Source organism: Streptococcus sp. NSSLK0004 (genome assembly GCF_059039125.1).
On sequence record NZ_CM180142.1, the window covers coordinates 176,492 to 190,455 of the forward strand.

Below are 13,964 nucleotides of genomic sequence, written 5' to 3' on the forward strand. Positions count from 1 at the left end.
ATAAGCTACCTGCAGCTTTTGATGCGAACTTTGTTCGCTCTATTTCCCACCTCCAAAGGTTCCCCAAACCTTTAGGGCTAGTACTAAAAGCAAACTAAACGACTATAAATTCAAGAGGTATGATACCTCCTTTTTGACATGGAAAGAAGAAAAATGAAACAAAAGAGTTTTGCACTTAAAATGACAAGAAAGACTGAATTGGCACGTGTACTTTCAGAAACACGCACCTCCTATATTGTGGGTCAGGCAGATGGAAAGACTTTCTCCGTGGATAAGGGAAAAATCAACTCCTATGTAGGAGATATTGTCGAACTGGAGCAGATTGGTAGTCAGATGAAGATTAAATCCATACAGGAAAGGAAAAATCTGGTATCCAAGGCTCGCAATAAGACCGGTAAGAGTTATCGATATTCAAAAGATAGTCAAGTTCTAGCGACGAATGTAGACCAGATTTTCATTTTGTTAGCGGTCAATCAAAATCTGACTTTATCGAAATTAGAACGCTATGCCTTGGTCTTTGGGCAAAAGAATATCCAGCTACTATTTGTTCTAACAAAGATAGATTTGGTAGACGATTGGGCCCCCTTTATCCAAGAAATAAAGGAACTTTATCCCCAGTTAACCCTAATACCTGTTAGTATTTATCGTCCTGATAGTTTGAAAGGGTTGGCTCGGCATTTTTCTCCTGAGGGCATTGGGCTCTTACTGGGAAGCTCAGGTGCAGGTAAGTCCAGTCTTATCAATCATTTTCGAGGAGAAGAATTACAAGCTGTCAGTCAGGTTCGCTCGGACGGCAAAGGGAAGCATACCACAACTGCGAGTTATTTCCTGTATTCACCTGAATTGGATTATTATTTTATTGATACCCCAGGTTTCAAGGGGATTGATCGTCACGATTCCTTTTATCTGCCTATCTTATTTGATGATATTCTTGAACTAGCCGATTGGTGCCGTTTTTCTGACTGTCACCATCAAACAGAAAAGGCTTGTGCTGTGAAACAAGCGCTTGAAGATGGTCGGTTGAGTAGTAAGAAATTGGAGCGGTATAGGAAAATAGTCATTTAGTTTATCTTTGATTACTTCGACGAGCGAGGAAACGTCGTTACCTTATTTCCAAATTTAAACAATTCACTGGATTGTTTGAACTCACTTTGCCATACTCCAGTTATGTCTACGGCTGTTGACACGAACTTTGTTCGCTTTATTTCCAACCTCCAACTATCTCCCAGACAGTTGGAGCGAGTACTAAAAGAAAACTAAACGACTATACAATCAATAGTCGTCCTAATCACAACCAAGTGGTTGTGATTTTTTTGAATAAAATCCTTGCCAAGTAGATTTCTTTATGCTAAACTTGTTCTTGTAATTGATACAAGTTCAAAAAGGAGGGTTTCCATGGATACCAAATTTTCAGTAGCTCTGCATATCTTGACCATGATTAGCGAGAGCAGTGATATCATGACGTCGCAGGCCTTGGCAACCAGTGTCGGTACCAATGCCAGTTATATCCGCAAGGTCATCGCTCTCTTGAAGAATGCAGGTATCATCCAGTCCCAGCAGGGCAAGGCTGGCTATGAGTTGAGCAAGGATCCGGCGGACATCAGCCTCCTGGACATCTACTATGCCACCCAGGAAGTCACGCATATCCAGCTCTTTCAGCAGCACCAACACGCCAATCAATCCTGCCCAGTTGGTCGGCACATTGCAGGAGCTGTTCAGCCAATCTTTGCGACCATTGAGCAGGATTTGCAGGACAGATTATCCCAAGAAAGCTTGGCCCAGGTCATTGCCAACTTGTATCAAGAGGCAAAAAAATCCAACTGACTTTCACAAGTCAGTTTCTATTTCGCACAACTTAGACTTGTATCAGATACAAGTCTGTAAATAAAAGGAGTAAACCATGAAAGCAGCACAACACACATCTTATAACAAAGACAATATCGCACTCAACCTAACTGACATTGCTAAACCGAACATCAAACCCAATCAAGTCCTTGTCAAAGTGACAGCGGCAGGTGTCAATCCTCTAGATAACATGATTTCTCGTGGAGATGTCAAGATGATTGTCCCTTACAAATTGCCACAAACAGCGGGCAATGAGGTCGTTGGCTTGGTCGAAGAAGTCGGCTCAAGCGTGACTAATTTTGCAGTTGGTGACCGTGTCTTTGGTCGTCTTCCCCTCGACAATATCGGTGCCTTTGCCGAGTATGTAGCAGTTGAGGCTATAGCCCTTGCCAAAGTTCCTGCCTATCTGACAGATGTGGAAGCGGCAGCTGTTCCTCTGACTGCCCTGACCATTATGCAGGCACTGGACCTCATGGGTGCAGAAGCTGGCAAGACCATCTTCATCTCAGGTGGTACTGGTGGTGTCGGTGGTATGGCCATTCCCATTGCTAAAGCCAAGGGTTTGACGGTTATTACCAACGGTGATGGGGCAAATGCAGAGCGGGTATTGGCACTGGGAGCTGACCAGTTTATCGACTACAAGACAGAAGATTATACTAAAACTCTCTCCCAAATCGACTATGTGCTGGATACGCTTGGCGGTGCAGAAACCGAAAAACAAATGTCAATCATGAAAAAAGGAGGTCATCTGGTTTCCCTCCGTGCCATGCCAAACGGTGCCTTTGCCAAACGCATGAACTTGCCAAAATGGAAACAAGTCCTGCTTGGTTTGGTTGGTCGCAAGTTTGATAAAATGGCGGAAAGCTACGGTGTACACTACCATTTCATCTTCGTAGAAAGCAATGGGCAACAGCTGCAAGAAGTGGCAGATATTTTCAGCAAACTAGAAATCAAACCGTCTATCGACACCGTTTATCCATTTGAAGAAGTCAACGCAGCCTTGGACAAGGTCGCCAACGGTCGCTCACGTGGAAAAACTGTCCTCAGTTTTAAATAGTAGGAGTACTTATGTCTTATATCACAACTAAAAATCAATACATAACTGTCGCTGGCAATCAGATTGCCTACCGTGAACTAGGTAAGGGCAAGTCCAAACTGCCCTTGGTCATGTTGGTCCATTTGGCCGCAACCTTGGATAACTGGGATCCAAAATTGCTAGACTTACTGGCTGAAAAAGAGCACATTATCGTTCTAGACCTGCCTGGCGTCGGAGCCAGTCAAGGCAAGGTAGCTTCTACTATTCCAGGAATGGCAGAACAGGCTCATGCTATTATCAAGGCTTTGGGGCATACGAAAATTAACCTGCTCGGCCTTTCTATGGGTGGTTTTATTGCCCAAGAAATCGTCCGTCTCGATAGCCAAATGGTCAACCGCTTGATTCTTGCAGGAACAGGTCCTCGTGGTGGTGTTGAAGTCGATAAGGTGACAGGAAAAACCTTCCGCTATATGCTGAAGGCAGGTTTCGAGCGTGTGGATCCAAAACGCTACATCTTCTACAACCACGATGAAGCAGGCCGCTTGGAAGCTGAAAAAGTTTTGGGGCGTATGGGAGAAAGAAAAGCTGAGTATGCAGACAAGGACATGAATGTCCCAGGATTTTTAACCCAGCTGAAGGCTATCAAACGTTGGGGGAGAGATCCTCAAGACGATATGACCTTTATCAGGCAACCGACCCTGATCGTCAACGGTGACAAGGATATGCAAGTTCCGACTGAGAACTCTTACATCATGCATGAGAAAATCAAAAACAGCCAACTGATCATCTATCCCAATGCAGGTCACGGATCTATCTTCCAAAATGCAGAGGCATTTTCAACAGCCTTGATAGACTTTTTGGAGGAATAGTCCCTATTACTCTTGATGATACAAGGCCTGCAAAGTCCCCAAAATCACCTTAGCCTGCTCTTGAAAGAGTTGATTGAGTTACTTGTCTTCTTTATCTTTTGGCTGTATAATAATCTAAAACGAAAGGAAATCAAATGAATATCAAGGATTTTTACTGGGTGCGAGAGCCAGAAAACTACCAGATTTCGGATAAGGAAATCAGAATCACAACCCAAGCTCACACGGACTTGTGGCAGAAGACCTATTACCATTTTGTCAATGACAATGCTCCCCTGCTCTTGATGGATACGGAGGAAGAGTATTTTTCCTTCACTGTTAAGACAGATTTTTCCAATAGTCATACCCGCTTTGACCAGTGTGGTGTCGTGGTCTATCAGGATTCGGAAAACTGGATTAAGGGCTCGATTGAGTATGAAAATGAAGACTTTCAGCACTTGGGCAGTGTCGTGACCAATCACGGTTTTTCAGACTGGGCAACTCAGGAGATACCCGCTTCTGTTAAGTCTATCTATTACCGTTTGAGCCGACGGAGTAGTGATTTCTGCATTGAAAACTCTAAAGATGGTGTCCATTTTGAGCAGATGCGGATTTGCCACTTACATGAAGGCGGTGGAAAAATCCATTTTGGAATCTATGCCTGCTCGCCAGAAGATTCTTCTTTTGAAGCCGTCTTTTCCGAAATGAGCTTGACAGACTGCAAGTGGCTGGCTCACGATGGACAGCAGCCAGATGAATATAGTCATTTGAATTAGCTTTGATACATCGTCACTTTCGGCTTGCCGTACTCTACGAAAGTGACTTGCTTCGCAAGTCGTATTTCCAACCTAGAACAGCCTAGAGGCTATTCTAGCAACCTTCACCTCAGTTCCTTGTTTGAAAGCTAATTCATTCGACTATAGTAACTCCCAAAGACTGAACAAGTGTTCGGTCTTTTTGTTTGCCAGCCCCATTTGCCTACCAATCAAGGCTTGTGGTACAATAACAAAAAATGTTTTTCGGAGGAGATATGAAAACGGAAAAGAAGGTTTCAACCTCTTGGGCCTTTCGTGGTCGGATTGTTTGGCTCTTTACCAAATACCAATTGCTTAGCAAGGGGCTTTTAGCCTTGGTCCTCTATCCCTTGTATTCCTTTGCTATTGATACCTTTTTAGGTCTATCAGGGCGGACAGGGATTTCCAGTGGGGATTATCTATCCTTTCTCTTGAGTTTCCAAGGACTAGGTTTTCTTTTAGTGACCTTGCTTATGATGGTAATCTTGATTGGTCTGGATATCAACACCTTTATTTTGACCAGTGCCTTGATAAAAGAAGGAAAAATTGAGATGACAGCTAGGCACATGCTCTGGCTAGGTTTGACCTCGCTCAAGTCCCTCTTTAGTCCAGTGGGACTCTTGCTCATGGTATATGTATCCTTGATTTTTCCACTTCTAGGACTTGGGGTGACAATCGGTCCTATGAGGCAATTTCAGATTCCTAATTTCATTACCTCGGTTATCTATGCCAACCCTCTCTACCTATCTCTTTATTTAGCGGTTTTGTTGACTTTAACCTATCTTAGTTATCGTTTTATCTTTACCTTCCACTATGTTCTCGTTGAGGAAAAAGGCATTAGACAGGCACTCAAATCGTCCTTGGCTTTGACCAAGAAACAGGGCCGAGCTCTTATCAAGCGTCTTGTTGGGATTTTTTTGAAAAATGGCCTGCTTTACTTTGTTCCCTTGTTCCTTGCCTTGATAGCCCTTCTTGCCTTTGTCTTGGTCAGTCAGGCAGAGCATACCAATCAAAGTCGTTTGTATCTCTTGTTTATCCTCCTTGCAGTCTTGGAGATAATCAGTTTTTTGACCTTCCTCTTCCCACCGATGATGATTTATTGGGTGACGGATGCCTTTTATGACTATGAGCAGGCTGAAGGTCGAGAACTGGCTGTAACCTTGCCGACTAAGGCAAGTAAGTGGCGGGAGGATAGGTTACCAACCATTCGCCTCCGTACCAAGTTCTTGGTGACAAGCCTTGTCTTGCTCATCTTGGCTGGAAATTTTGGTCTTTCTTACATACTGGTTCAGGATTTTGATGCAATCTTTCGAGTAAACAAGAGAATTGAATTGGTGGCCCACCGAGGCGGAGGGGACTTGGGTGCGGAAAACACTATCGCAGGTATTTTAGCAGCTGCCGAGGAAGGTGTGGCCTGGTCGGAGATTGATATTCAACGGACCAAGGACGGTCACTATGTCCTCAATCACGATGGTGATTTCCAACGTGTCGCAGGTGATAGCCGCAGCTCTAGCGAGATGACTTTGGATGAAATCCAAGAATTGCAGGTTGCGGATGCTTTTGATCCTAGCCGTCCAGCCCAGCCTGTTCCCACTATTGAGGAAGTCATCGAAGCCAGCAAGGGCAAAATCGGCCTCTTTATTGAATTAAAAGGAAAAACAGCCGACAAGCAAATGGTGGACGACATTGTTGCTATGGTTAAGACTTATGGTGTTGAAAAAGAAGTGGCTCTTTTGTCTTTGGATTACAGTCTGATTACCTATATCGAGGAAAGCTATCCAGAGATGGTGTCTGGCTATCTCTATTATTTCTCCATCGGTCAGACCGGGGATTTGCAAGGCGACTATCTGATTATGGAAGAGGCTGAGGCCAGTCCAGACAAAGTAGCAGACTTAAAAGCTCAGGGCAAAAAAGTTATCGTTTGGACAGTTAATACGGAAGAATCTATCCAACGTTTTGTCAATTCGGATGTGGATGGTATCATTACAGACTATGTCCTCAATGTCAAGGCTGGTATGAAGGCGCGTGATGAGCGAACAGATTTCGAAGTTATTGTAGATGCACTATTTTAGGTGATTAGACCTTTATCTTCTAATTTGATTAGCTAGAAGATTTTTTCTCGCTTGTTTTTCTATTGAAAAACGTTGGACTGCTCTGCCGTTTCCCAAAAGTCCGTTATAAAATCGTTGAAATCCTTGTCATTTGTGGTATAATGAAGAGTATGCAATAAAATTTTAAGGAGAATGACAGAATGTCTGTATCATTTGAAGCAAAAGAAACAAACCGCGGTGTTTTGACTTTCACAATCGGTCAAGATGCGATTAAACCAGAATTGGACCGCGTTTTCAACAAAGTTAAGAAAGATATCAATCTTCCAGGTTTCCGTAAAGGTCACTTGCCACGTGCCGTATTTAACCAAAAATTCGGTGAAGAAGCTCTTTACCAAGACGTAGTAAATGCCCTTTTACCAGCAGCTTATGAAGCAGCAGTTGCTGAAGCTGGTCTTGAAGTGGTTGCACAACCAAAAATCGACGTTGTATCTATGGAAAAAGGTCAAGACTGGACAATCACTGCTGAGGTTGTAACAAAACCTGAAGTAAAATTGGGTGACTACAAAAACTTGGCAGTTTCAGTAGAAGCAACTAAAGAAGTAACTGACGAAGAAGTTGATGCGAAAATCGAACGCGAGCGTAACAACTTGGCTGAATTGGTTATCAAAGAAGGCCCAGCAGCAGAAGGCGACACAGTTGTGATTGACTTTGTTGGTTCAGTTGATGGTGTTGAATTTGATGGTGGTAAAGGTGAGAACTTCTCACTTGGACTTGGTTCAGGTCAATTTATCCCAGGTTTTGAAGATCAATTGGTAGGTCATGCAGCTGGTGAAGAAGTGAACGTTGAAGTAACTTTCCCAGAAGATTACCAAGCAGCTGACCTTGCTGGTAAACCAGCTCTCTTCGTGACAAAAATCCACGAAGTAAAAGCAAAAGAAGTGCCAGCTTTGGACGATGAATTGGCAAAAGATATCGACGAAGAAGTAGAAACACTTGATGAGTTGAAAGCTAAATACCGTAAAGAATTGGAAGCTGCAAAAGAAGTTGCCTTTGATGACGCTGTAGAAGCAGCTGCTCTTGAATTGGCAGTAGCAAATGCTGAAATCGTCGAATTGCCAGAAGAAATGATTCACGAAGAAGTTCACCGTGCAATCAATGAATTCTTGGGTGGTATGCAACAACAAGGTATCTCACCAGACATGTACTTCCAAATCACTGGTACAACTCGTGAAGACCTTCATAAACAATATGAAGCAGATGCTGAAAAACGTACAAAGACAAACTTGGTTGTTGAAGCAGTAGCGAAAGCTGAAGGTTTCGAAGCAACTGAAGAAGAAATCAACAAAGAAATCGAAGACTTGGCAGCAACTTACAAGATGGAAGTGGCACAAGTTCGTAACTTGCTTTCGCCAGAAATGTTGAAACATGATATCGCAGTGAAGAAAGCTGTAGAAGCAATTACAAGCACTGCCACTGTAAAATAATAAAAAATAGGGAACTGGTTTAGACTAGTTCTCGATTTTTTCGTTATGTAAAACGATCATCACGTGAAGTAGATTGTTCTAGATTAGATAGAATGAGTAAGTGATTAGTTGCTGGAAAAACTATCTAGATAAGCAGTTTGAACCGAAAAATGGTAAAGATTATCTTTGACTATTTATAGAATTTAGCGTAGAATAGTAAGGAAAGACAAAAAAGGAGAAAAGCCTTGGAACTTAACGTATTTGCAGGACAAGAAAAAAGTGAACTTTCCATGATTGAAGTGGCACGTGCTATTTTGGAAGAACGTGGCCGTGACAATGAAATGTATTTCAATGATTTGGTCAATGAAATTCAAAACTACCTCGAAAAATCAAACAGCGACATTCGTGCGGCTTTACCAACCTTTTATTCCGACTTGAATGTTGATGGAAGCTTCATTCCGCTTGGTGAGAACAAGTGGGGACTTCGTTCATGGTATGCCATTGACGAAATTGATGAAGAAGTCATTACGCTTGAAGAGGATGATGAGGACGCACCAAAACGCACGAAAAAACGTGTTAATGCCTTCATGGATGGAGATGAGGATGCTATTGATTATGGCAACGATGATCCAGAGGACGAGGATGGCTATTCTGTACGTTCTTCATCAGATTATGAAGACGAGAATCCAGACGACGAAAAAGATGAAGTTGAATCGTACGATTCAGAAATCAATGAAATCATCCCAGATGATGAGTTGGTAGAAGAAGATGTTGAATTGAACGAAGAAGATGAAGATGATTTTTCGGACGAAGAAGATGAAATCATTGAAGAAGACTAATTTTTGTACCTTTGTCAATGATGTGAGACCCAAAATGTTATTTTGAAGATAACTATTTGTTAAGCTTTACTAGGAGCTAGCTCCTAGTAAAGCTTTTCTGATATCGATAGGAGATTTCCATCCTAAAGTTTGCATAGGGAGTCGATTAGAACGATAAAGATAGGTTTTCATCTGCTTGATCAGATCGTCATAGGAGTAGAAGGTCAAGTGCTGGTAGAAACGTCGATTGTCATTTCGATGACTGCGTTCAACCTTGCCATTATGTCTGGGTGTTCGAGGACGAATCAGCTTGTGCTCAATGCCAAGTTCCTGACACAATAAGTCTAGTGGGTGAACTTGTTTGGTTTCTTTGAAATGAGTGAACTCGAAGCCATTATCCGTTTGAATGATTTTTGGTTTGTATCCAAAGTGTTTGATAGCCATTTTGAGAAATTGAACCGTTGAGTAGGACGACTGTTCTTTGAAAGGGAATATAAAACGTTCTCGACTGGCCTCATCAATGACGGTATACTGGTAGAACTTGTCAGGTAGTTTTCCTGTGTAGCAGTGAGTCGGGACATATTTGACATCCATCTGCCACTTGATACCGAGTTTAGTCGGAGTGTCATATGGTTTTGGTACATAAGGTTTTTTCTTTGTTTTAGGGGATTTGAAGAAGTTCAGCTTTCTCAAGATTCGAAAGAGTGAGCAAGGATGTCTATGATATCCCTTATTCGTTTTGAGTTTGTAAAAAATTTCTATGAGGGTTGCGTTTGGATTTCTTTTGATGCAGTTTTTAATCCAGGTCAGCTCTTGCTCGGTATGCGCCTTTGGATGCGGTGTTAGAGGGCGATGAGAACGGTCTTTCAGCGACTCTTTTGTGCCATCAAAACGCTTGTTCCAGCGCATGAGAGAAGCTTTTGAAACTTTGTAACGTCGACAGATGAAGGCGACAGAGGCTCCATTTCGGTAAGTTTTAACAGCGTGGTAGCGTGTTTCCAAGGTGTGTGGCAAATAACGAAGATTTTGTGGTATACTAGTCATGAGAAGATTCCTTTTTTGGTGAGTGGTGGTACTCTTATCATATCAAGGAATCTTCTTTTTGACTTCTAGAAGTCTCACATCAATTGTAACGCTACAGAAATCATTGAAGAAGACTAATTTTCTATTTGACAAGGTTATTAAATTGAGATAAGATAATATCGGGCACCTCTTTTGAGGTCGGAGCTCCCTATTCGTAGGGAGCTGTTTTTGTTTTTTTCTTCAAGCTGATGGGAAATCATTCCTGTCTGCCCTAATTAGCTTGAATCACAGAAAAGGAGTTTGCATGACAAAATATATTTTTGTAACAGGTGGCGTTGTTTCATCTATTGGTAAGGGAATTGTTGCGGCGAGTCTGGGACGTCTTTTGAAAAATCGTGGTCTCAAGGTTACCATTCAAAAATTTGATCCTTATATAAATATAGATCCCGGAACCATGAGTCCATATCAACATGGGGAAGTCTTTGTGACGGATGATGGTGCGGAAACAGACTTGGACTTGGGACATTATGAACGTTTCATAGACATTAATCTTAATAAGTATTCCAATGTTACGACTGGTAAAATTTATAGCGAAGTCCTTCGTAAAGAACGCAAAGGTGAATATTTAGGAGCGACTGTTCAAGTTATTCCCCATATTACAGATGCGTTGAAAGATAAAATTAAACGAGCAGCGCGTACAACGGATGCTGATGTGATTATCACAGAAGTTGGTGGAACGGTCGGAGATATTGAAAGTCTTCCTTTCTTAGAAGCGTTGCGCCAGATGAAGGCTGATGTAGGTGCGGATAATGTAATGTATATTCATACTACCTTATTACCGTACCTCAAGGCTGCAGGTGAGATGAAAACCAAGCCGACACAACATTCGGTCAAAGAACTACGTGGACTAGGGATTCAGCCCAACATGTTGGTCATTCGGACAGAACAGCCAGCTGGTCAAGGTATTAAAAATAAGTTGGCTCAATTTTGTGATGTTGCCCCAGAGGCAGTGATTGAATCGCTGGATGTAGAACATCTATACCAAATTCCACTCAATATGCAAGCGCAAAATATGGACCAGATTGTCTGTGATCATTTGAAACTAGACGTCCCACCGGCGGATATGACGGAATGGTCTACTATGGTGGACAAGGTTCTCAATCTTAAGAAAAAAGTTAAAATTGCCCTTGTTGGAAAATATGTGGAACTACAGGACGCCTATATTTCTGTTGTTGAAGCCTTGAAACACTCAGGATATGCCAACGACGCAGCTATTGATCTGGACTGGGTTAACGCCAATGATTTGACGGCTGAAAATGTGGCAGAGCGTCTCGGACAAGCGCAAGGAATTATTGTTCCTGGAGGCTTTGGTCAACGTGGCACTGAAGGGAAAATACAAGCTATTCGTTATGCCCGTGAAAATGACGTCCCAATGTTAGGAGTTTGCCTTGGAATGCAGCTAACTTGTGTGGAATTTGCTCGCCATGTTTTGGGCTTGGAAGGTGCCAATAGTTTTGAATTGGATCCAGAAACCAAGTATCCGATTATTGATATTATGCGTGATCAAATTGGTGTAGAGAACCTTGGGGGTACACTCCGTCTTGGTCTTTATCCAAGTAAACTCAAACGGGGTTCCAAAGCAGCATTAGCTTATGACAATCAAGAAGTTGTACAGCGTCGCCACCGTCACCGTTATGAATTTAACAACGATTTTCGTCAACAGTTTGAGGAGGCAGGTTTTGTCTTCTCAGGTGTATCACCAGATAACCGATTGGTTGAAATCGTTGAAATCCCGGAAAATAAATTCTTCGTGGCTTGTCAGTATCACCCAGAGCTTCAATCTCGTCCAAACCGTCCAGAAGGTCTTTATACAGCCTTTGTGACTGCTGCGGTTGATAATGCGGACTGATGATGGAAGTAGTTAAAAAGAGCGATTGCTCTTTTTTGTTTCCGGTTATACTAGCTAAAGACTAATAGTAAAAATGTTTTTTGAAAAAAAGTATTGACAAGGGTTCGTTCTCCGTGATATACTATTCTGGTATCGCGGGGGTGGCGGAATTGGCAGACGCGCAGGATTAAGGATCCTGTGACCGCTTTAGGTCGTAAGGGTTCAAGTCCCTTTCTCCGCATAAGAAATTGAAAAAGAACAGTTGCTTTAACAGCTGTTCTTTTTCTGTACCTGTAGAAGAGAGAATTAGAAAATGTTTCAGAAATTCTTGTTCAAATATAAAATGACTTGGCTCATGTTTTTCCAACTTGTCTTGGTTCTCTGTACATCTTATTTGGCAAATCGAGGTATAGTTAGTCATAGTTTCCATAGTTGGTTAAAATATTTGATTTTTCTGTCGTGGGTTGTTTGTTTCTGCTATCAACTCCTATTGCGCATATATAGGGGATTTAGGAAAAAAGCATTTTATCAAGAGCTTTTTGGGGGAGTATTTGGTTTTATACTTATGGTTATATTATCCGTTAGCGGGATAGTATTGGCTATCTACCTACATAGCCAGTATCAGAATTTTTTTGCTCACTGGCTACAGTTTTCCTCTGATTCAGAATTTATTAGACACCTCTCTGGTAGTACGTTTGCAATCTTTATCTTATTCATAGTGACGTTTATCTCTGTTGGTGGGAGATTGCGAGAGCGTTTTTATATGAGTAGTCTAATAATTTTGATTGTGACCTCAGCTATTTTAGTGATGTATCTGACTACTGGCATAACAACAAGAAGGGGAAAGCTACTTTTTTCTTCCTATTGGGAATCAACAGATCCTTATAAAAATTATCTGGTCATGATTTATATCGCTATCATCCTGCTAAGTGGATTTACCTGCTTTATCGCGAGATATTTCTCAAAGAAAGTAGAATAATAAGGTTTAAATTGCAGAAAAATATGAAAATTGACAAGAGATTCAGATTTGGCTAGCTTTTTTGCTATTTTCTTTTGAAAGTATATGTGAAAATTTTCTCAATCTATAGGCAGTTTCAACTAGCATTTTCAAAGAAAACATGGTAGAATAGAGAAGTATGGGGAATACCCCAAAAAATAATAGGAGGCTTTTCTAATGCCATTAGTTTCAGCAGAAAAATTTGTCCAAGCAGCGCGTGACAACGGTTATGCAGTTGGTGGATTTAACACAAACAACCTTGAGTGGACTCAAGCTATCTTGCGTGCAGCAGAAGCAAAACAAGCTCCAGTACTTATCCAAACTTCTATGGGTGCAGCTAAGTATATGGGTGGTTACAAAGTAGCTCGCAACTTGATTGCTAACTTGATTGAATCAATGAACATCACAGTTCCAGTTGCTATTCACCTTGACCATGGTCATTATGAAGATGCACTTGAGTGTATCGAAGTTGGTTACACTTCTATCATGTTTGACGGTTCGCACCTTCCAGTAGAAGAAAACCTTGCAAAAGCTAAAGAAGTTGTAGAATTGGCACATGCTAAAGGTATTTCAGTAGAAGCTGAAGTTGGTACTATCGGTGGTGAAGAAGACGGTATCGTTGGTAGCGGTGAATTGGCTCCAATCGAAGATGCAGTAGCAATGGTTGCGACTGGCATTGACTTCTTGGCGGCTGGTATTGGTAACATCCACGGTCCATACCCAGCAAACTGGGAAGGTCTTGACCTTGACCACTTGCGTAAATTGACTGAAGCTGTACCAGGTTTCCCAATTGTATTGCACGGTGGTTCTGGTATTCCAGATGAGCAAATCCAAGAAGCAATTAAATTGGGTGTTGCTAAAGTTAACGTTAACACTGAGTGCCAAATCGCATTCGCAAACGCAACTCGTAAATTTGCAGCAGCTTATGAAGCAAATGAAGCAGAATACGACAAGAAAAAACTCTTTGACCCACGTAAATTCTTGGCTGACGGCGTAAAAGCTATCCAAGCATCTGTTGAAGAGCGTATCGACGTATTCGGTTCAGCGAACAAAGCGTAATATAAAAATACCGAATTAAAAGCCTGACTTAGTCAGGTTTTTACTGTTTTTTTATAGTCTGCTATTGAGTTAGAGTAAATGGATCTAGCTCTGTTATCTATCAGTGTTGTTTTGTTCTGTTGGAATGCTAATCATAAAGATGAGG

The 13,964-nt window shown here is 41.8% G+C and carries 11 protein-coding genes and 1 tRNA gene; 11 read left to right on the top strand and 1 reads right to left on the bottom strand.

The annotated features are described in order from the left end of the window. The first annotated feature begins 153 nt into the window (after positions 1 to 153). The 8 genes from rsgA to rpoE all read left to right on the top strand — a co-directional run bounded on the left by rsgA (position 154) and on the right by rpoE (position 8,873). Positions 154 to 1,065, top strand: a complete 912-nt coding sequence (rsgA, locus tag AC4CS8_RS01095; RefSeq protein WP_493893150.1) for a ribosome small subunit-dependent GTPase A — start codon at positions 154 to 156, stop codon at positions 1,063 to 1,065. Between the two features lie 330 nt (positions 1,066 to 1,395). Next, complete coding sequence (locus AC4CS8_RS01100) at positions 1,396 to 1,824, top strand: Rrf2 family transcriptional regulator (protein WP_105111372.1); 429 nt, start codon at positions 1,396 to 1,398, stop codon at positions 1,822 to 1,824. A 76-nt stretch (positions 1,825 to 1,900) separates the two neighbouring features. Continuing rightward, on the top strand, positions 1,901 to 2,902 hold the full coding sequence (locus AC4CS8_RS01105; RefSeq protein WP_493893151.1) for an NADP-dependent oxidoreductase: 1,002 nt from the start codon (positions 1,901 to 1,903) through the stop codon (positions 2,900 to 2,902). Between the two features lie 11 nt (positions 2,903 to 2,913). Next, entirely contained in the window at positions 2,914 to 3,750 is an 837-nt protein-coding gene (locus AC4CS8_RS01110; protein ID WP_493893152.1) for an alpha/beta fold hydrolase, read from the top strand. Between the two features lie 134 nt (positions 3,751 to 3,884). Then, positions 3,885 to 4,502, top strand: a complete 618-nt coding sequence (locus AC4CS8_RS01115) for a DUF1349 domain-containing protein (RefSeq protein ID WP_493893153.1) — start codon at positions 3,885 to 3,887, stop codon at positions 4,500 to 4,502. A gap of 254 nt (positions 4,503 to 4,756) precedes the next feature. After that, entirely contained in the window at positions 4,757 to 6,592 is a 1,836-nt protein-coding gene (locus tag AC4CS8_RS01120) for a glycerophosphodiester phosphodiesterase family protein (protein ID WP_493893154.1), read from the top strand. A gap of 179 nt (positions 6,593 to 6,771) precedes the next feature. Beyond that, the gene (tig, locus tag AC4CS8_RS01125) at positions 6,772 to 8,055 is read left to right on the top strand and encodes a trigger factor (protein WP_493893155.1); all 1,284 of its coding nucleotides are present in this window, start codon (positions 6,772 to 6,774) and stop codon (positions 8,053 to 8,055) included. 224 nt (positions 8,056 to 8,279) lie between these two features. Beyond that, positions 8,280 to 8,873: a DNA-directed RNA polymerase subunit delta gene (rpoE, locus tag AC4CS8_RS01130; protein ID WP_493893156.1), complete on the top strand. Its 594-nt coding sequence runs from the start codon at positions 8,280 to 8,282 to the stop codon at positions 8,871 to 8,873. 69 nt (positions 8,874 to 8,942) lie between these two features. On the opposite strand, the gene AC4CS8_RS01135 is transcribed toward rpoE, so the two are convergent. After that, on the bottom strand, positions 8,943 to 9,896 hold the full coding sequence (locus AC4CS8_RS01135; protein WP_493892340.1) for a DDE-type integrase/transposase/recombinase: 954 nt from the start codon (positions 9,894 to 9,896) through the stop codon (positions 8,943 to 8,945). A gap of 283 nt (positions 9,897 to 10,179) precedes the next feature. Between AC4CS8_RS01135 and pyrG the strand changes: the two genes are divergently transcribed. The 3 genes from pyrG to AC4CS8_RS01150 all read left to right on the top strand — a co-directional run bounded on the left by pyrG (position 10,180) and on the right by AC4CS8_RS01150 (position 13,819). Continuing rightward, on the top strand, positions 10,180 to 11,784 hold the full coding sequence (pyrG, locus tag AC4CS8_RS01140) for a CTP synthase (protein WP_493893157.1): 1,605 nt from the start codon (positions 10,180 to 10,182) through the stop codon (positions 11,782 to 11,784). 134 nt (positions 11,785 to 11,918) lie between these two features. After that, a tRNA-Leu gene (locus tag AC4CS8_RS01145) sits at positions 11,919 to 12,004 on the top strand. 933 nt (positions 12,005 to 12,937) lie between these two features. Then, complete coding sequence (locus AC4CS8_RS01150; RefSeq protein ID WP_024531616.1) at positions 12,938 to 13,819, top strand: class II fructose-bisphosphate aldolase; 882 nt, start codon at positions 12,938 to 12,940, stop codon at positions 13,817 to 13,819. Positions 13,820 to 13,964 lie beyond the last annotated feature (145 nt).

What these genes read in the sequence shown, in the direction of transcription:
- AC4CS8_RS01105 (WP_493893151.1), top strand. Translation starts at nt 1,901, where the DNA reads ATGAAAGCAGCACAACACACATCTTATAACAAAGACAATATCGCACTC.
- AC4CS8_RS01150 (WP_024531616.1), top strand. Translation starts at nt 12,938, where the DNA reads ATGCCATTAGTTTCAGCAGAAAAATTTGTCCAAGCAGCGCGTGACAAC.
- pyrG (WP_493893157.1), top strand. Translation starts at nt 10,180, where the DNA reads ATGACAAAATATATTTTTGTAACAGGTGGCGTTGTTTCATCTATTGGT.
- tig (WP_493893155.1), top strand. Translation starts at nt 6,772, where the DNA reads ATGTCTGTATCATTTGAAGCAAAAGAAACAAACCGCGGTGTTTTGACT.
- rsgA (WP_493893150.1), top strand. Translation starts at nt 154, where the DNA reads ATGAAACAAAAGAGTTTTGCACTTAAAATGACAAGAAAGACTGAATTG.
- AC4CS8_RS01120 (WP_493893154.1), top strand. Translation starts at nt 4,757, where the DNA reads ATGAAAACGGAAAAGAAGGTTTCAACCTCTTGGGCCTTTCGTGGTCGG.
- AC4CS8_RS01135 (WP_493892340.1), bottom strand. Translation starts at nt 9,896, where the DNA reads ATGACTAGTATACCACAAAATCTTCGTTATTTGCCACACACCTTGGAA.
- AC4CS8_RS01110 (WP_493893152.1), top strand. Translation starts at nt 2,914, where the DNA reads ATGTCTTATATCACAACTAAAAATCAATACATAACTGTCGCTGGCAAT.
- AC4CS8_RS01115 (WP_493893153.1), top strand. Translation starts at nt 3,885, where the DNA reads ATGAATATCAAGGATTTTTACTGGGTGCGAGAGCCAGAAAACTACCAG.
- AC4CS8_RS01100 (WP_105111372.1), top strand. Translation starts at nt 1,396, where the DNA reads ATGGATACCAAATTTTCAGTAGCTCTGCATATCTTGACCATGATTAGC.